The 17,887-nt window shown below is 65.7% G+C and carries 18 protein-coding genes; 12 read left to right on the forward strand and 6 right to left on the reverse strand.

The window, feature by feature from the left end; genetic code table 11:
• Window positions 1–6 precede the first annotated feature (6 nt).
• From ACQR1X_RS15615 to ACQR1X_RS15630, 4 genes are read left to right on the forward strand one after another with little or no spacing between them, the layout of a single operon-like run.
• On the forward strand, window positions 7–987 hold the full coding sequence (locus ACQR1X_RS15615; RefSeq protein WP_316182707.1) for an ABC transporter permease: 981 nt from the start codon (window positions 7–9) through the stop codon (window positions 985–987).
• Window positions 984–1,889 carry an ABC transporter permease gene (locus ACQR1X_RS15620; protein ID WP_434899167.1) on the forward strand — a complete coding sequence of 302 codons (906 nt, stop codon included), beginning with the start codon at window positions 984–986 and terminating at the stop codon, window positions 1,887–1,889. The genes ACQR1X_RS15615 and ACQR1X_RS15620 overlap by 4 nt, the downstream gene beginning before the upstream one ends.
• Window positions 1,889–2,884: an ABC transporter ATP-binding protein gene (locus ACQR1X_RS15625; RefSeq protein WP_434892472.1), complete on the forward strand. Its 996-nt coding sequence runs from the start codon at window positions 1,889–1,891 to the stop codon at window positions 2,882–2,884. Before ACQR1X_RS15620 ends, ACQR1X_RS15625 begins: the two co-directional genes overlap by 1 nt.
• On the forward strand, window positions 2,881–3,891 hold the full coding sequence (locus tag ACQR1X_RS15630; RefSeq protein ID WP_315805006.1) for an ABC transporter ATP-binding protein: 1,011 nt from the start codon (window positions 2,881–2,883) through the stop codon (window positions 3,889–3,891). Before ACQR1X_RS15625 ends, ACQR1X_RS15630 begins: the two co-directional genes overlap by 4 nt.
• A 163-nt stretch (window positions 3,892–4,054) precedes the next feature.
• Here ACQR1X_RS15630 and ACQR1X_RS15635 read toward each other — a convergent pair whose 3' ends face one another.
• Together ACQR1X_RS15635 and ACQR1X_RS15640 are read right to left on the reverse strand one after the other, a co-directional pair.
• Window positions 4,055–5,635, reverse strand: a complete 1,581-nt coding sequence (locus tag ACQR1X_RS15635) for an endonuclease/exonuclease/phosphatase family protein (RefSeq protein ID WP_434899168.1) — start codon at window positions 5,633–5,635, stop codon at window positions 4,055–4,057.
• A 24-nt stretch (window positions 5,636–5,659) separates the two neighbouring features.
• The gene (locus tag ACQR1X_RS15640; protein ID WP_316182713.1) at window positions 5,660–6,397 is read right to left on the reverse strand and encodes a hypothetical protein; all 738 of its coding nucleotides are present in this window, start codon (window positions 6,395–6,397) and stop codon (window positions 5,660–5,662) included.
• 171 nt (window positions 6,398–6,568) lie between these two features.
• On the opposite strand from ACQR1X_RS15640, the gene ACQR1X_RS15645 reads away from it, so the two are divergent.
• From ACQR1X_RS15645 to ACQR1X_RS15655, 3 genes are all read left to right on the forward strand, one after another.
• A complete protein-coding gene (locus ACQR1X_RS15645; RefSeq protein ID WP_316239066.1) occupies window positions 6,569–7,216 on the forward strand; it encodes a hypothetical protein in 648 nt (215 codons plus the stop codon).
• A 216-nt stretch (window positions 7,217–7,432) separates the two neighbouring features.
• The gene (locus ACQR1X_RS15650; protein WP_316239065.1) at window positions 7,433–7,771 is read left to right on the forward strand and encodes a hypothetical protein; all 339 of its coding nucleotides are present in this window, start codon (window positions 7,433–7,435) and stop codon (window positions 7,769–7,771) included.
• A gap of 69 nt (window positions 7,772–7,840) precedes the next feature.
• A complete protein-coding gene (locus ACQR1X_RS15655) occupies window positions 7,841–8,296 on the forward strand; it encodes an RbsD/FucU family protein (protein WP_434899169.1) in 456 nt (151 codons plus the stop codon).
• Between the two features lie 270 nt (window positions 8,297–8,566).
• Here the strand turns inward: ACQR1X_RS15655 and ACQR1X_RS15660 are convergent, their stop codons facing one another.
• Window positions 8,567–8,944, reverse strand: coding sequence for a hypothetical protein (locus ACQR1X_RS15660; protein ID WP_315804984.1), 378 nt, complete (start codon window positions 8,942–8,944; stop codon window positions 8,567–8,569).
• Window positions 8,945–9,360: 416 nt separating this feature from the next.
• On the opposite strand from ACQR1X_RS15660, the gene ACQR1X_RS15665 reads away from it, so the two are divergent.
• The gene (locus ACQR1X_RS15665; protein ID WP_315804983.1) at window positions 9,361–9,513 is read left to right on the forward strand and encodes a hypothetical protein; all 153 of its coding nucleotides are present in this window, start codon (window positions 9,361–9,363) and stop codon (window positions 9,511–9,513) included.
• A gap of 225 nt (window positions 9,514–9,738) precedes the next feature.
• Here ACQR1X_RS15665 and ACQR1X_RS15670 read toward each other — a convergent pair whose 3' ends face one another.
• Together ACQR1X_RS15670 and ACQR1X_RS15675 are read right to left on the reverse strand one after the other, a co-directional pair.
• On the reverse strand, window positions 9,739–10,284 hold the full coding sequence (locus ACQR1X_RS15670) for a GNAT family N-acetyltransferase (protein WP_434899170.1): 546 nt from the start codon (window positions 10,282–10,284) through the stop codon (window positions 9,739–9,741).
• A 769-nt stretch (window positions 10,285–11,053) separates the two neighbouring features.
• Window positions 11,054–12,259, reverse strand: a complete 1,206-nt coding sequence (locus tag ACQR1X_RS15675; protein ID WP_434899171.1) for a M20/M25/M40 family metallo-hydrolase — start codon at window positions 12,257–12,259, stop codon at window positions 11,054–11,056.
• A gap of 143 nt (window positions 12,260–12,402) precedes the next feature.
• Here ACQR1X_RS15675 and ACQR1X_RS15680 point away from each other — a divergent pair, with 143 nt between their 5' ends.
• The 4 genes from ACQR1X_RS15680 (at window position 12,403) to ACQR1X_RS15695 (ending at window position 15,819) form a co-directional block, all read left to right on the forward strand.
• Window positions 12,403–13,161, forward strand: a complete 759-nt coding sequence (locus ACQR1X_RS15680) for an SDR family oxidoreductase (protein ID WP_434899172.1) — start codon at window positions 12,403–12,405, stop codon at window positions 13,159–13,161.
• Entirely contained in the window at window positions 13,158–14,066 is a 909-nt protein-coding gene (locus tag ACQR1X_RS15685; protein WP_434899173.1) for a sigma-70 family RNA polymerase sigma factor, read from the forward strand. Before ACQR1X_RS15680 ends, ACQR1X_RS15685 begins: the two co-directional genes overlap by 4 nt.
• A gap of 81 nt (window positions 14,067–14,147) precedes the next feature.
• Window positions 14,148–14,714: a cytochrome b gene (locus ACQR1X_RS15690; RefSeq protein WP_315804979.1), complete on the forward strand. Its 567-nt coding sequence runs from the start codon at window positions 14,148–14,150 to the stop codon at window positions 14,712–14,714.
• A gap of 202 nt (window positions 14,715–14,916) precedes the next feature.
• A complete protein-coding gene (locus tag ACQR1X_RS15695) occupies window positions 14,917–15,819 on the forward strand; it encodes a biotin/lipoyl-binding protein (protein ID WP_434892465.1) in 903 nt (300 codons plus the stop codon).
• Between the two features lie 87 nt (window positions 15,820–15,906).
• Here ACQR1X_RS15695 and recQ read toward each other — a convergent pair whose 3' ends face one another.
• Window positions 15,907–17,712 (reverse strand): DNA helicase RecQ, encoded by a 1,806-nt coding sequence (gene recQ / locus ACQR1X_RS15700; protein WP_316239060.1) that lies wholly within the window; start codon window positions 17,710–17,712, stop codon window positions 15,907–15,909.
• Window positions 17,713–17,887: the final 175 nt, after the last annotated feature.

A 17,887-nucleotide genomic window follows, 5' to 3' on the forward strand; every position in this document is an offset into this window, starting at 1 on the left:
TGCACCATGGCATTCGCCACCCATCTGGCCCGGCAGATCATCAATGCTGTCGCGCTGCTGATCGCCGTGCTGGTGCTCAACTTCTGCCTGATCCATCTTGCTCCCGGCGATCCCGTCCAGGTGATCGCCGGCGAGATGGGCGGCGCATCGGCGGAGGTCGTCGCGGCACTGCGGGCCAAATACGGCCTCGACCAGAGCCTGTTGCAGCAGCTGTCCATCTATCTCGCGAACGTCGCCGTCGGCGATTTCGGCTACTCCTACTACTTCAACCAGCCCGTGCTCGGCCTGATCCTGCAGCGGCTGCCGGCGACGCTCTATCTGACCCTGTGCGCCCTTTCCGGTGCGCTCGCGATCGGCACATTGCTCGGGGTGGTCAGCGCGCGGCGGCCGAACGGCCCCTTCAGCCACGCCGTCACCGTGGTCTCGCTGGCGGGCTATGCCGCGCCGATCTTCTGGACCGGGCTGATGTTGCTGCTGCTGTTCGGCTCGGTATGGCCGATCCTCCCCGTGGTCGGAATGACCGACGTGGTGAATCCCAAGCAGGGCTTCGCCTACGCGCTCGATGTCGGCCGCCATCTGGTGTTGCCTTCGCTGACGCTCGCGCTCGTGTTCATCGCGCAATACAGCCGGCTGGCGCGGGTGAACATGATCGAGGCGCTGTCGGCCGACTATGTCAGAACCGCCCGTGCCAAGGGGCTCCCGGAATGGCTGGTCGTCGGAAAACACGCGTTGCGCAATACGCTGATCCCGATTGTCACGGTCGCCGGCCATCAGTTCGGCAATCTGTTTGCCGGCGCCGTGCTGGTCGAGACCGTGTTCAGCTGGCCCGGCATGGGCCGGCTCGTGTTCGATTCCATCCTGCGTCGCGACTATCCGACCCTAATGGCGGTGCTGTTCTTCTCTGCGCTGATGGTGATGACCGCCAACATTCTAACTGACGTGGTCTACCGCCTCGTTGACCCGCGAATCCGGACAGGACGGCGATGACGGTGATCGAGAGCACCTCGCAGGTGTCGACGTCGCCGGCCGATCTGCCCGCGCGAGCCGCCGCGTCGCCGGGCCGCCTGGCGCTGCGGCAATTCATGAAGAGCCCGTCGGGCGTCGCTGGCGCCTGCATGCTGATCCTGATCACTCTGGTGGCCGTGGTCGGGCCATCGCTCTATCCAGTCGATCCGCTCGATCTCGTCGGCGCCCCGTTCATGCCGCCGGATGCCGATGCCTGGTTCGGCACCGACTATCTCGGACGCGACGTCCTGGCCGGCCTCATCCATGGTGGGCGCGCGACGCTCGCCGTCGGCGCCGTCGCGGCGCTCATCACGATCGCGATCGGGCTCGTCATCGGCGCGGTCGGCGGCTTTTTCGGCGGTGCGATCGATGCCACCATGGTCAAGATCACCGAGTTCTTCCAGATCCTGCCGCCATTGCTGTTCGCGATGGTGCTGGTGACACTGTTCGGGCCGAAGCTGACCACGATCACGCTTGCGATCGGCGGCGTGAGCTGGACCTCTGTGGCGCGGCTGACGCGGGCGGAATTCATGCGGCTGCGCGATCTCGATTTTGTCAAGGCGTCGCGCGCGGCGGGCGCCTCCAACGCGAACTTGATCCTGCGCGTGCTGCTGCCCAATGCGCTGCCCGCGGTGATCGTGTCGGCGACGCTGGCGATCGGCGTCGCGATCCTGTTCGAGGGTGGGCTGAGCTTCCTCGGCCTCGGCGACCCGAACGTCATGAGCTGGGGACTGATGCTGGGCCAGAACCGCAACTACATTCTCGACGCCTGGTGGGCGGTGATGTTCCCGGGAGCGGCGATCTTCCTTGCGGTGCTCGCGATCAGCCTGGTCGGCGACGGTCTCAACGACGCGATCAATCCGCGTCTGCGGCGGAGGTCGTGATGAGTGCGCTGCTCGAAGTGGATGATCTCAACGTCAGCATGCGCAACGGGGCCGGCCGCCTCGTCCCGGTGATCGAGAACCTGTCGTTCACGGTCGCACCGGGGCGGACCCTGGCGCTGGTCGGTGAATCCGGCTGCGGCAAGAGCATGACGGCGCTGGCCCTGATGCGGCTGCTGCCGGAGGATTTCGTCGTTACCTCGGGCCGCATCGTGCTGGAGGGCAGGGACGTGCTGGCCTTGCCGCCGAAGGAGATGCGGGGCTTGCGCGGCAGCGCCATGTCGATGATCTTCCAGGAGCCGATGACGGCGCTCAATCCGCTGTTCACCGTGGGTGATCAGATCGGAGAGGTGCTGCGCTGGCACCAGGGGCTCGATCGCGCGGCGGCGCGCTCGCGCGCCATCGAGCTGCTCCGCGCCGTGCAGATTCCGGCGGCCGGGCAGCGGATCGATGCCTATCCTCACCAGCTCTCGGGAGGCATGCGCCAGCGCGTGATGATCGCAATGGCGCTGGCCGGGCGGCCGAAGCTCTTGATCGCCGATGAGCCGACCACCGCGCTCGACGTCACCGTGCAGGCGCAGATCTTCGACCTGCTGGCCGAGCTGCAACGCAGCACCGGCACGGCGATCCTGCTGATCACCCACGATCTCGGCGCGGTCGCAGAGCTCGCGGACGAGATGCTGGTGCTCTATGCCGGACGCTGCATCGAGGCGGGGGCCGCGGACGCGATCGCGACAACGCCGCGTCATCCCTATACGCGGGGTCTGCTGAACTGTGTTCCGCACCTCGCCCTTGGCGAGCCGCCGCGGCCCTGGGTCGATCTCGGCGAGATCCCCGGCATGGTGCCGCCACTCGGCGCGCGCGGTGCCGATTGCGCCTTTCTCGCAAGATGCGCGCAGGCCCGCGACATCTGCCGTGCGAAGCTGCAGCCTGCGCTCGAGCCGATTGCCCCGGGGCACGCCGTGTCGTGTTGGCGCAGGACGGAGATCGCGGCATGAGCATGGCGGAAGCCATCCGCGGGACAGGCGCCCAAGAGGTGCTGCTCGACGTCAACGACCTCGTCGTGCATTTTCCGGCCGGCCGCCGCCATGGCAAGCCGTCCTTCGTGCACGCGGTCGACGGCGTCAGCTTTCGCGTTCGCCGCGGCACCACCTTCGGCATCGTCGGCGAGAGCGGCTCGGGCAAGTCGACCACCGCGCAGGCCGTGATGCGGCTGGTGCCGGCGACATCCGGCCAGATCGTGTTCGGCAACCGCGACATTGCGGGCCTCACCGGCCAGCCGCTGCGCGAGGTGCGGCGGCATCTGCAGATCGTGTTCCAGGACCCGTTCTCGGCGCTCAATCCGCGCCGCCGCGCGGGCGATCAGATCCGCGAGCCCCTCGACCTGCTCGGAATCGGGACGCGCAGCGAGCGCGACGAGCGGGTGCGCAGGCTGCTGGCCGAGGTTGGATTGCCGCCGCAAGCCGCCGACCTGTTTCCGCATCAGTTTTCCGGCGGCCAGCGCCAGCGTTTGTGCATCGCTCGGGCGATGGCGCCAGAGCCCGACCTGATCGTCTGCGACGAGGCGGTGTCCGCGCTCGACGTGGCGATCCAGGCGCAGATCCTCAATCTGTTGAAGCGGCTGCAGCGCGAGCGTGATCTCACTTACATCTTCATCTCGCACGATCTCGGCGTGATCCAGAAATTCTGCGACGAGGTCGCGGTGATGTATCTCGGCAAGATCGTCGAGCAGGCGCCGGCGGCCGACATCTTCGCCGCGCCCCGTCATCCCTATACGTGGTCGCTGATTGCGGCCGCCGCGCCGCCCGGCCCGATGCGTGAGGACCTGAAGCGCCGCTATCTCGTCAAGGGCGATCCGCCGAGCCCGGTCGATCCGCCGCCCGGCTGCCGTTTCGCGCAGCGCTGCCCGATGGCGATCGACGAATGCTCGCAGCGTCTCCCCGTTCTGGATGCGATCGGATCACATCATTACGTTGCGTGCCACCGTGCTGCCGAGCTGCCCTGAGACAAGCGGGCCGTGCAATCGCGCGATATCAGCTCGGCGCACGCGAGCCTGCTCGGCTCCAGCTGGAGTGTAATTCGGAAAATCAAAAATATGTTTTCCGCGGAGATCATGCTCCAACAAAGGGATGAGATCATGATGCGCTTCCGCCGAAACGCATCTTGGGTCAGTGCCTTGGGCTGGCGAACAAAGTCGTCTCCAATCCGATGTGGTCCGAGAGATAGTCCTGCGGGCCGGGGGTGACGACCCAGCGAATGCGTGACTTGAAAGCGCGCCGGCGCACACGCGAGACGTCGAGATTGAAGCCGTGAAATGCAGTCGCACGTTCCATGAACAGGTAGTCGATCCTGGATCCGGTGGGATTCGCGTCGTCCGGCTGCATGTCGTCGCAGTAGTAATCGACATCGTCCGACATCGTTGGCGTGGCAAGGGCCGGATCGTAGGCTTGCCGATATGCCTCGCTGGCGCGATAGACCTTACAGTTGGTATTGAAGTCGTTGTAGATCGGCTCGTCGCCCTCGCCGTGACGGTCGGTCAAACCATCGCTTTTCATCGTATCGAACGGGACGGTCCACAGGTCATAAAAGCCGGCCTGCTCCATCGCCGCGACCAGATTGTGGTATTCGTCGGTGTCCGCGCCGATGTTGAAATCTCCGGCGACAATGGCCACGTTGGATGGAAGGTGCGTCGCCTTGATGAAGGCAATCAACTCGTCAATCTGCCTGCGCCTGACGTCGATCTTCTCCGCGTCGGTCGGGCCGGGCGACAGAAGGCCGCCGTCGCCGGCATAAACGTGCGTCGAATATAGCTCGATCGCACCAAAGCCAACCGGGATACGCGTGAGCTGCACCCCCTTGTTCGCCCATTTGTCGGAATCGAACATGTAGCTCATCTCGCATCCGCCGGGCATGACTCGCGACACGCCGTCCGCGGCATAGACATGCCCGCCGCCATTCTCGATCGTCCGCGTCGGGCTGAGTACGAGAATCCCACTCTGCAGCTGCTTGTAGGCGAGGGAGCCGGTCGGTCCCTCGACATGCTGCGCGGTGCCATGTGCCAGGATCTTATCCCTCGTATCCTGGTCCCAAGCCTCGACCAGCGATACGAGGTCGTAGGCGAACACCCTCCGGCCGATTTCGTCGGCGCGCTCGGGGATAACCGGCTTCTCCATGGCGCTCACTTCGAACACGCCAAGTACCGGCGCGACCATCTGCATCAGCAGCTCGAATACGACCTCCTCCGGGATCGAGAAGAGGCTTATCAGCCAGTCGAGGTCGGAACTGAGATGTTCGATGATGTATCCGCCGAGCGAGAGGCAGTCGCCCAGCAGCTTGCAGGCATCGTTCAGCGGGTTGACGGAAACGCCGCAGACTTCCACGATCGGTGGGAAGATGCGGTCGCAGACATCTCCGATGTCGGCCCCGACCATCTCCAATGCCTTGCCGATGAACTCGGCCGACGAGACCCCGAGACAAGCCGCGAAGTGGCCCACTCCCCCGGCAGCGGCGACGATCTCCTTCAGTCCGATCTTCGCGCGCAGGCACCAGATGTTGTAGTGCAAAAATGAAATTCGTGTCGTGGAGGGGCCCGACAGGCGCCAAGCTGCGTCGGCGAACGAAGCCGTCGGCAGGGTCGTTCCCGGTGCCGCTCCGGGGTAGCGCAGCCTGGACAAGAGGCTGTGCAGCGATTGCGGCGGGTGAAGTGCGTCGGCCTGCTGCGCGAGCTGATTGAACGACGTGGTGGGCATGCGCGCGTCCTCCTGACTGGTGAATCAGCTTGCCTGGAAGCGGTAGGCAAGCGTCGGCCAGGACAGCCAGCGTTCCGGCGCCCGTCTGACCTCCTGTTCGATCTTCTGGTTCACCCAGGCAGCGAGATCCTCCGGCTGCTTGCCGGCGGTGGGCAGTGTCGCCACCACCTCCACACGGTTGTCCCTGGGCGCTATCAGCGCCAGCGTGTAGCCGTTGCGGATCGCAAGCCTCAGAATGGCGGCCGGGGTCTTGGCGGGGCGCCCGAAGAATGGGCTGCGGATGAACTCGGTGCCCGGATGAATGTTGTCCATCATCGCGAACACGTTGCGGCCTTCGTGCATGTACGCGGCGAGCGCCGACGCACCGCCTTCGGCCCGGAAGTTCAGTGTGGTGCCCGCATCCTTCAGCTCGGAGAGCCAGGGAGCATCATTCGATACCAGAACGACCACATGCTTTTCTTTCGCAGTGCCGAGCAGGCTCGCGAGCTCCGGGAAGTACCATCCGACAATCAGCAGCTTCTCCGATGCCGGCAGGTTCAGATCGATCTGCCGCGTCTTCCATGCACTTAGATTGCTCATGGCCTCGAGCCAGGCCCGCTGATGAGCCGAGCTGAAATCGGCGCGGGCGCGAGGATGGGGGGCGGCGAGCAGCTTGCCTGCCCAGGCAAAGGCATGGTCTGCGCAGGCCGGAACCGACCTCTCGACAGCGTCGACCTTCAATCCGTGAATGCCGCTCAGGACGGTGTGCAGATCATTGGGCATTTCAAGACCCCGCCAGTTCGCATGTTCTGAGCGCGGCCTGTCGCGCGCCAGAACATCCTACTTGATAGCTAACGGTTGCAGGCGCCAGCCGATGGAGCGTTGACGTGAATCAACCCGCGGCGGCCGAGTTGACGATATTTTAAGCTACATCTTCAACGGGAGGCGGCGAACATGACGAGCGACATCAAACTCACCGACACGTCGGTCATCCTGGAAGGATCAACGACTGTGCTGCAGAGCGGCAACGTCAGGATTCCCGTCGACGCGCAGGGCTATCCCGGCATGCTCAGAATCGAGTTTGACGGCGCGGAGGCCCACGCGGGGCGTCTCTTGCTGGCTCCGGCCTGGCTGGGGCGAGCGATGATGGTATGCAACGTCGAGACGGTGCAGCTCCAGAGCCCGAAAGTGCCCCCGGCGGCGCGCGCGGCGCTCTCGCACTCCCAGGCAGACGAGCTTGTTCTCAACGATGGCAAGCATTACGCGGGGGGCGTTTCGATTCACGGTGCTGCGAAACTCGAAGACATGACCGTCAAAGGCGCCGCGCGGTTCGAGAAAACTGTTGCCGCTCCAGACGGAATTGTGGCCGGTGGCGTTACGATCGCAGTCCCCGCAACGCCTGCACTGCAACCGGGTCCAGTTGCGAGCTCCCACACCAGCATGGAGATCAACTCGTCGACCATTCGTGTGACCACGACCCATGTCGGGATGATCGGGCATCAACCCGCGCCGGACGTCCTCGACCTGGTCGCGGAGATCCGCAGCCTTCGCGACCGGGTGGCCGCGCTGGAGAAGAAGGCCGGGGTTCCCGTGCCGGCCTAGCCTCGAGAGCCTCCTCGCCTTGGTCGCGCCGTGGCAAAGCCAAATGTCACGTGTTGGCGTGATCCAACACCGTACCATGTCGGATGATCGCGAGCTTCATCAAGGTCGATTCCTCACGGCTGCAAACCATCTCTTGGAATGTCCAGTCAATGGCCGTACGTTGGTGGGCGGGACGGAATTCGCCCAAAGCAAACACCGTGGAGAACAGTTGGTCTGATGGATGAGGACGACCCGAGCGATCAAATCTCCCTCATCGAGCGGCGGATCGAACAGCTTGCCGAAATGGCCGAGCGGTGTCGAAAGATCATCCTGGCCTCGAAGATCGTGATATCCGGCGGCGCCGCATTGCTGCTCGGGGCGGTACTGGGCCTGCTCGGGTCCAATGCGGTCGTCGTCCTCGGGGCGATTGCCGCGGTGCTCGGCGGCATCGTTTCGCTCGGATCGAACGTGAGCACCTTGCGACAGACCATGGCGGCGATGGCTGCCGCTGAAACGCTGCGCGCGGACCTGATTGGCAGCATCGATCTTCGGCTGGTCGGCGAGAGGCGAGCGTAGCCCGCAATGCGATGGCTGCGGTCGCAACTGCCGACATGGTCCGTCCATGAAGACTGACAGGGAGACCACATGCTCAAGGGGATCGATCCGCTGCTCAATGCCGACGTGCTCTACGCGCTCAGAGCGATGGGGCATGGCGACCGTCTCGTGATCTGCGACACCAACTTTCCGGCGGATGCGGTCGCGCGGCAGACCGTCTTCGGCGAGTTGCTGCGCATCGACAATGTGAGTGCGGCCAGGGCCGTCCTGGCGGTGCTGTCGGTGCTTCCGCTCGACACCTTCATCGACGATGCCGCCATCCGGATGGAGGTCGTCGGCAAGCCGGAGGAGGTGACGCCGGTGCAGCAGGAGGTCCAGGCGGTGACCAACAGCGCCGAAGGCAGGCCGTGGCCGCTGGTCGGCGTCGAGCGCTACGCATTCTATGAAATGGCCAAGAGCGCCTACTGCGTGATCGCGACCGGCGAGCGCCGGTTCTACGGCTGCTTCATCTTCAGCAAGGGCGTCATCCCGCTGGATGGCGCATAGCGATACGATGCGGGCTGGCGCGCCGCATCTGGGCAGGGGTGTGCATGCCGGTAGGTCGCGATCGGTCATCCGCCTCGCGTTCGACGCGTCGCGCCCGCCGCGGCTCAATGGGCGTCGGGGGAATCGACCCGGCGAGAGGTCGGTCTTGCATGTCGCTGCGCTCATGGCGGCTACGGGACTGGTCACGACGGCAGAAAAGGGAGTCCAGCGCCGGGCGAGCGCCACGAGACCTCGCCCGGTGCCGCGCCGAGGTTTCAATCAGAAGCGGCCTCAGCGGCAATTCCAGGTCGTGCCCTGCGCGCAGACCGCGTTCGGGCTGTCGCCGCCATAGACCTGATAGGGGTATTCGCCCTTGCGGTAGTAGCCATAGGCGTGGGGGTTCACGCCATAGTAGGCGGGAGCCTCGTAATAGGCCGGGCCGCCATAGACCGGACCATCGTAGTAATCATAGGCGTCGCGGCTTGCGGCGATCGCAAGACCGGTGCCGATGGCTCCGGCCGCCAGCGCCGCGCCGACGGCAGCGCCACCACCGCCGTGCCAGCGCCCATTCCGAGCGTCGGCGCTGGTCGGGGTCAAGGCGCCGATCGCGAGTGCAGTCAATGAAGCGATTGCGGCCGTGCGGCCGAGCAGAGATTTCTTGGTCGACATGTCAGGCCTCCAGTGAAGTGCGCCGTGATCGGCGGATGTCTTGAGGTGTCCGGCTCTGCCGAGAACTGTTGACGACTGTCAGAAGCGGGGCATGCCGGTAGACGGATGATCAGTTGCCGTGCTGGATCCGACTTCGCTTCAGGTGCCAGCGGCGCTCCCAAAGTGAATGTCAGGGTCCACCGCATGAGAACCGCTGCTGCCCTTTGGAGTTCCGGGTCGCCGACCGAACTTGTGCGCGTCGTCGAATCGCCGTGGAGGTGGGTCTGTCGGCGGATTGACTTCCTGGAACCTCGGCGTTACGTCTCCGGCGTCAGCAGGAGCCACTGATCGACCGTCTCGCAAGGGCCGCCGAAGCGGCTCGAGAGGCGGACGGGTGGATATCCGCGAGCCTGCATCGCAGCCTGGATGGGACGCGCGTGGTGAACTACGCGCAAAGCGTGGATCAAGACGCCGCAGCGCGCGTCATCGAGCACCTCATGGCGCGCGGCCTGATCCAGGGCAACAACGCTTTCGGCCAGGCCGACCCTGGCCTCTACGAAGTCGTCTCGACGCTCGAGCGAAAGAGCTGACGACCCGACCACGAGCGCTCGTCCATGAACAGATGCGCGTTTAGATGAGCTTGCGCGACACGTGCGATGGGCTTGCCGGGGCACCGGCCCGCTTGCCTGCGCCGTGAGGATGAAGCGACGGGTCGCCGCAACACCGGCGGCCCCCACGCAAAGCATGCGTTGACGGCCGAAATACCGTGCGCAAGACAACTGATCGATCGCTCAGCGCCAACGTGCTCCATCCGCTCACCGACCGTCCTGCATGAGCTTTTCGAAGCGGAAGAAGTCGCCGTCGTCAGGCATGCCTTGCAGCGGCGGCTGGTGCGGCAGCGGGTTGTAGGCGTTGTAGTACTCGACGATCTTGAAGCCGCATTTGTTGACATAGAAATGAATGTTGCGCTTCTCGAAATAGGGCGTGAACGTCTGCCAGACCTTGGTGTCCGGATAGCGCGCCTCGATCGCGTGCCAGGCCCTTTGCCCGATGCCGCGGCCATGCTGCCGGATCGAGATGTAGAACAGATCGAGCGAATTGTGATGCGAGATCGGATCGATGGTCAGAACGACGCCGCCGACGCGTGTGCCATCCAACAGGATATGATACGTCACGGCGCCCGCCGCGTTGAATGACTGTTCGATATCGTCGTCGGAGGGGATCGATTGGTCCGGGACCGAGCCGACCTCGTCCATCACGGCGGCCGAGAAGGCCTCCTGCAACTCTCTCTTGAAGTCCTGCAGATTCCGGTTGTCCGCGATCTCGAGTGTCACGCGGCTCTCGCCGATGTCATGAGTCAAAGGCTCTCCTCGCTCCAAAAGCTGCCTATGCGACCTGCGCCACGTGATGTGAACGTCATCAAGCTTACCGCCGTCTGACATGGGCCGAACGGAATCGTCTGGTCGCGCCAGGCGCAAGCGCAGTGTGCCCGCCGGCACGCGCGCGGATCCGGCCGATGTGCACGACGGGCAATCCTCGCATGCCCTCCATGCGCCAACTGGCCGTCGTGCCAGTTTGTCGCGGACTTCTCCCTTGTCACGTCGGGCAAATCACCTCCACATTTCCGGACATCCCGGCTCGCTGAAGAGGGACGTTTCGCGATCGTCACGAGCGTCGAGCCGGAAGATGCGATGGGCGTGTTGCTCCGCAGCCTGGTGTCACAGCCGAGCCGACGAACGGAGCGACGCGACGGCGAAATCGTGTGGTCCTGGCATCGCGGTGCTGATGCCAAGCCGGCGGTGATGATCCGCAGGCGACGGGGGCAAGACAGCCGTTCCCCGGGGAGAGCTCGTATAAGCTGTCAAACCGTCGCGCAGGGAAGGCCGGATATTGGGCTGAACCTGTGGTTCTGCCGCGTGCTTCTTGTTGCACGCGGACCGCGGGTATCAGCCGATACCCGGTCTTCCCTGCGCCTCTTCTTCGAAGAAGAGGTCAGCTCCATGCAAAACTCGGGCGTACGCCGCCGCGAGATCGCTCGGCCTTGTCTGCAGATCGATCGCCCGAAGGAGGGAAGTGGTGGTGACGATGTCCCGCGCCGGCGTTGCGCAGGCTTCCTGCATCGGCGTCGTGTCAGCCCATCGTCGCGAGCCGCAGCGCCAGCGCGCAGGCGCGGTCGTATTCGTCGAGGTTGATCCATTCGTCTGTCGTGTGCGGCTCGTTCTGGCCGGTGCCGAAGGTCACGGTCGGGATGCCGTGGCGGACCATCCAGTTGGCGTCGAGGCCGCCATTGCCGGCGCGCAAGGTCGGCGTGGCGCCGATGTCGGCGACGGCCGCGGTGGCGCGCTTGACGACGGGCAGGGTCTCCTTCATCCGGAACGGATGATAGTCGGTCTCGGCCTTGAACTTGACGCGGCCGGACTTGCCCTCGCTGTTGGTGACCTGCTTGGCCGCCTTCTCGAAAGCCGTCTTGTAGGCCTTGGTGATCTCGCGGATGAATTTGGCATCGTGGCTGCGGCATTCGCCGCGGACGTGGACGTAATCGGTCACGACGTTGGTGGCGTCGCCCGCGGGGCGGCCTTCGCCGCCGGTGACCGGGCCGACATTGCTGGTGCCAAGCCTCGCGGCCTTGCCCTTGCCCTTCACCACCTTGCCGAACCAGCCGCCGGCTTTGACGTCGGCGAGCGCGAGCGCCAGGATCATGGTGGCGCTGATGCCGCGCTCAGGCGCGACGCCGGCATGCGAGGCGCGTCCGAAGATCTCGACCTCCCAGCGGTCGGCACCGACAGCCCCGATCGTGACGGCGGAGGCGGAGCTGCCGTCGAAGTTGAACGCCATCTCGGGCCCGCCGAGGTCGTCGGTGTTGACGTGCCGCGCGCCATAGAGCCCGCTCTCCTCGCGCACGCAGAACAGCAGCGTGATCGGCGGATGATCGAGCCTCTCGCGGATCAGCTCGGCCGCGAGCGTGACGAGAATGCCGCAGCCGCAGCGGTTGTCGCCGCCGAGGGCGGTCCTGGCCTGATTGACGATCTTGCGGCCGGAGATCTTCGGCTGCGCGCCGGCGCACAGCGGCACGGTGTCCATGTGGGTCATGAACATGATGCGCGGCTGGTCGTGCATCGTGCCGCGACCGGGCAGCTCGACGATCAGGTTGCCGGTCTCGGTCGGCAGCGGAATCCGGGTGTTGGCATCATCGAGCCGCATCGCCTTGGCCGGGACCCCCGCCTGCTTCAGCGCCGCCATGATCTCGCGCCCGATCGCCTTTTCCTGTCCGGTCACGCCCTGCACGGCGAGAAAACGCATCAGACGATCGGTGGCGGCGGCGGTGTCGACGGACATGAAGCGATTCCCATGATGAACGATGTGCCCGGAGCATCCAGCCGGGCGGCCGGTTGCGCAAGAGGGCTCGCATTGGTTTCGCCGCCTGACTCTTTTCCGATGCCTCGATCGTCTTCATGTCATCTCGACATTGGAGCATCATCATGAGCCTGAAAGACAAGACGATCATCGTCACCGGCGGAAGCCGCGGCCTCGGCCTGGGAGCCGTGGAGGCCCTCGTCGATCGCGGCGCCAAGGTGACCGTCGTCGCGCGCGGAACCGGCGCGTTGAATGCCGTCGCCGCCCGCCTCGGCGTGGCCACGATCGCGGCCGACGTCACCGACGAGGCCGCCGCGCATCGCATCGTCGGCGATATCCGCCCCGACATCCTGGTCTTGAACGCCGGAACGACGCCGCACATGGACCGGCTGGATCGGCTGAGGTGGGAGGATTTTTCGATCGCCTGGGACACGGACGTCAAGGCGGGCTTGTACTGGATCCAGGCGGCGCTCAAGCTCCCCCTGAAATCAGGAAGCCGCGTCCTGGTCGGATCGAGCGGCGCGGCGGTGGGCGGTTCACAGATGTCAGGCGGCTATGGCGGCGCCAAGCGCATGCTCTGGTTCATGGCGAAATACGCCAACGGCGTGTCGCAGGACGACAGGCTCGGCATCCGCTTCCAGGCGATCGTGCCGCGCATGATGATCCTCGGCACGGGAGTAGGGGATACGGCCGCGGGCGCCTATGCGGGCGCGATGGGCATTACGCCGGAAGCGTTCGTTGCCCGTTTCGGCGCGCCGATGCCGCCGCGCGCGTTCGGCGACCGCGTCGTCTCCGTGCTGGAGGACCAGCGCTTCGCCGATGGTGTCGTGTTCGGTCTGAACGGCGACGACGGCGTGACGGTGATGGAAGGAGCGGCAGCTTGAGTGACGGCGGACATGCTTCGCCCGGCGTGCGCAGCGCCGAGCTCGTGGCCCTGGCGGAGCAGCTGCGGCCGGAGCTGCATCGCTATTGCGCGCGCCTGATGGGCTCTGTGATCGACGGCGAGGACGTCGTGCAGGACACACTGACAAAAGCGCTCGTCGCGGTGAACGAGATGCGCGACGTCGCGATGCTGCGCGCCTGGCTGTTCCGGGTCGCGCACAACCGGGCGCTCGACTTGCTGCGCAGCCGTGTGATCCGGGCTGCCGAACCGATGGAGGCGGCCGACGGCGTCGCCGACGACACCGTGCCCGATGCCATGGAGATGATGATGCGCGAGGAGGCGGTGCGGACCGCGGTGTCGCGCTTCGCGGAGCTTCCGATCCCTCAGCGCAGCGTCCTGGTTCTGAAGGACGTGCTCGACGAGCCGCTCGCCGACATCGCGGCGCTGCTCGGCCTGACGGTGGACTCGGTGAAGGCGCATCTCGCCCGCGCCCGGGCGCGGCTCTCCGAGATCAACGCTCTGGCCGAGGCACGGCCGGCGGCGAGACCCGCCTCCGATGCGGTGACACGCTATGTCAGCCTGTTCAACCGGCGTGATTGGGACGGCCTGCGTGCGCTGCTGGCGCACGACGTCAAACTGCACCAGTCCACTCATCCCGTCCGTGTCGGCTCGGCCGATGTCGGGATGTTCTTCAGCATCTATGCCGGGATGGACGGCGTCTGGCTGGCGCCGGCCCGGCTGGAGGGCCGGGAAGTGATCGCCGTGTTCGAACGCCCGGGCGATCCGCAGCCCAGCTACTTCATGTGGCTGAGCTGGCGCGACGGCAAGATCAGCTTCATCCGCGACTACCGCTACGTCCGCTATGTCATGGCCGATGCAGAGCTGGCACTCGTCCCGCCGGTCTGAGCACCCAGACCTGCAAGGGCTTGATCCACATCAACGAGGGACGGTCGCGCCAGGAGCATCTTTTGCTAACAGAGGTCTGAGATGCAGCTCTTCAACTCGACGAGGGACTACGGCGCGATTCCGCAGACGCTGCATTGGCTGACGGTCGTTCTCGTGGCCGTCGCCTGGGCGCTTGGGGTGTTCGGTGACGTGCTGCCCAAGGGCGCGCCGCGCGAGTCCGGCCTGCTCGTCCATGTGACGGCCGGGATCGCGATCCTCATGCTTCTGGTGGTGCGCCTGGCTTGGCGGCTGGCCGATCCATCTCCGCCGCCGGAAGCGACCGAATTCGCCACATGGATGGGAAAGTGGCAGGATCCGGCCGCGCGTTTCGCGCACTACGTTCTCTATGCGCTGCTCTTTGCCGTGCCCGTCATTGGCATCGTGTTGCAGTTTGCGCGCGGTGAGTCCTTGCCGCTGTTTGGCATCGCCGAGATCGCGTCGCCCTGGCCCAAGGATCGCGCGTTTGCTCACAACGTCAAGGAAGTGCATGAAATTCTCGCCCACACCCTTGTCATCGTGGCCGCAATGCATGCGGCCGCTGCGCTGATCCATCACTGGATCTTCCGGGACCGGACGCTGCTTCGCATGCTGCCTCACTCGGACGATTAGGGAAGGCGACACGCCTGTCGGAAATCGTGGATTGCGCCGGTCGCTTCCGCCGCGGCCGTCACCGCCGTCTCGTGTCGAGCTGTGAGGTGGCGTCGCGGTGCCGTCGATGCGGGCATTGTTTCGAGAAATTGAAGACCCAATTCGGTCCAGGCGCCATTATCAACCGGCCTGCGAGCCGCCACATCGGCGTCACGAGCATCCGGTGGGCGCGACCCTCACGTCACGAGGACGGCGCCGAGGCAGCAAACGCGCCCGATGCCGTGGTCGTGAGGAGCGAACGGTGGACGGACAGCAAGCGCCGGGCGGATCCCGGCCGGGCATTGTGCATAAGGAGCGTTCGCCGGCGGACCCGCGCGCCACACCCAGAGGGTCCGCTGGACGTGCGCTGTGGCCGCTCGCCGGGCTCGGCCTGATGATCGGAATGCTCGTCGCGCTGCCATGGATGGTCGAATATGTGACCGTCGGCCAGTATCTCGTCCACACCGATGACGCCTATGTCAGGATGAACGAAGTCCCGGTCAGGTCGGCGGTGTCCGGCCGGGTCAGGGACCTGCTCGTGACCGACAATCAGGAGATCGTTGCGGGACAGGTTCTGGCACGGATCGAGCACCGGGACGAGCGCGCCGCGACGGTCGCGCTGAACGACGTCATCGCTCCCGTCGCCGGCGTCGTGGCCGCAGGCGGTCTCCATGTCGGGGACGTCGTGACGGCAGATCGGTCGTTGATGGCCGTGGTCACGCCGGGCGAGCCCGATATCATCGCTGCCCTCGCGGTCTCCGAGATCACCTATGTCGCGATCGGACAGGCGGTCACGATCGACGTGCCGGGCCTGCCTTCCATCCGACTGTATGGACATGTTGCGGACGCCGAGCTGATCGGCGCGTCGTCCGGCTCGGACGACGAGGACCGGATCGCGCTGAAGATCCGCCTGCCGAGGGCGGCGATGCCCACCGGATTGAGATCAGGCATGGCGGTCGGTGCGACGATCCTGACTGGCCTGACCGGGACGGAGCGGATGGTTTCGCAGATCCTGCGGGAGAGGGCGCAGAAGAGCTGTCGCTGCGAGCAGGATCTCCAACCCGCGTCGATGCAGCGGCGCATCTGACCATGACCATCCCTGCGCAACCTCGAATGCCGCCGTGAACTTGGTAGAGAGGAACCTTGCGCGCGCCCAGCGAACGTGCCGCCGGTCTCAATCGCCCGCATCATGCGCGTTGATGACCGCCACGAAGGCCTCGCCGTAGCGCGCGAGCTTGACCGTGCCGGCGCCGGGGATGCTGGCGAGCTCCGCGACGGAGCGTGGATGGCGGGCCGCCATCTCGGCCAGCGTCTTGTCGTGGAAGATGACGTAGGGCGGGACGTTCTGCGCCTTGGCGAGCTCCATCCGCCGCACGCGCAGCTTGTCGAACAGGTCGCGATCGATGTCGGGAAACGCCGCGGCAGTCTGCCGCTCCCGGGCCTTGCGGTCGCGCTTCGCCTTCTTCAGCACGCGCAGGCTGAGCTGCGGCCTGTCGCGCAGGAACTGGCGGCCTTCGGGCGAGATCGACAGGCCGCCATGGCCGGCGACGTCGACGCTGATCAGGCCGTGGGCGACGAGCTGGCGGACGATCGAGCGCCAGGCGTTGCGATCGTGCTCCTTGCCGATGCCGAAGGTCGAGAGCTTGTCATGGCCGAGCCGCTCGATGCGCTCGTCGCTCTCGCCGAGCAGCACCGCGACGACATGCGCCTGGCCGAAGCGCTCTCCGGTGCGGTGGATGCAGGACAGGAGCTTCTGCGCGGCGATGGTGCCGTCGAAGGTCTCCGGCGGATCGAGGCAGATATCGCAATTGCCGCACGGCGCGCAATCGTCGCCGAAATAGCGCAGCAGCACCTGGCGGCGGCACTGGCAGGTCTCGGCGAAGCCGAGCAGCGCGTCGAGCTTGCGGCGCTCGGTGCGCTTGCGCGCATCGGGCGCGTCGGACTCGTCGATGAAGCGGCGGCGCAGCGCGATGTCCTCGGCGCCGTACAGCATCAGTGTCTCGGAGGGCAGCCCGTCGCGCCCGGCGCGGCCGGTCTCCTGATAGTAGGCCTCGATGCTGGAGGGCAGGTCGGCATGAACAACGAAGCGCACGTCGGGCTTGTCGATGCCCATGCCGAAGGCGATGGTGGCAACCATGATCAGGCCCTGCTCAAGCTGGAAGCGGCGCTGATTCTTCTCCCGCGCCTTCATCTCCATGCCGGCATGATAGGGCAGCGCCGGGAAGCCGTGATCGCTGAGCGAGGCCGCGACCTCCTCGGTCTTGCGCTTCGACAGACAATAGACGATACCGCTCTCGCCCTCGCGCGATTTAAGGAAGGCCAGCATCTGCTGCATGCTGTTGACCTTCTCGGCCGCGCCATAGCGGATGTTCGGCCGGTCGAAGCCGGCGATGAAGCTGTTGCCGTCGCCGATGGCGAGATGCTCGACGATCTCGGCGCGGGTCGGCGCATCGGCCGTGGCGGTGAGCGCGATGCGCGGTATGGTGGGGAACAGCCCGGCGAGGCAGTCGAGGGCGCGGTATTCGGGCCGGAAGTCATGGCCCCATTGCGAAACGCAATGCGCCTCGTCGATCGCGATCAGCGACAATTGCGCGGTCTTGAGGCGCTCGAGGTTCTCGGGCTTGAGCAGCGTCTCCGGCGCCATGTAGAGCAGGTCGAGCTCGCCGCGCTCGATGTCCTGCCACAGCAGATCCTTCTCCGCGCCCCAGAGCCGCGAGTTGAGCGCCGCGGCCTTCACGCCGGCCTGCCGGAGCGCCGCGACCTGGTCCTCCATCAGCGCGATCAGCGGCGAGATGATCAGCCCGAGGCCGGGACGCGCCAGCGCCGGAATCTGGTAGCACAACGACTTGCCGCCGCCGGTCGGCATCAGCACGAAGGCGTTATGGCCGGCGATCACGTGCTCGACGATGTCGCGCTGCCGTCCGCGGAAACTGTCATAGCCGAACACGGTCTTGAGGATCGAGAGCGGATCGGCGGCCATGGCAACGCACTTCTTCGACGGACAGAGGGACTGGATAAGTCCCGTCGCAGCCCGCCGCCGTCAAGCGAAAGCTGCCCGCTGGTGCGCATTTCGGCCAGGCGATGCATGGGGCGGGGGACAGCGGCAGGGGGCGCGTTGGACAAGCCGAGGAGTTATGGCAGAATCGACTTGCATC

Origin of the sequence: Bradyrhizobium sp. HKCCYLRH3073 (genome assembly GCF_051167995.1) — a bacterium.
Lineage (GTDB): Bacteria > Pseudomonadota > Alphaproteobacteria > Rhizobiales > Xanthobacteraceae > Bradyrhizobium.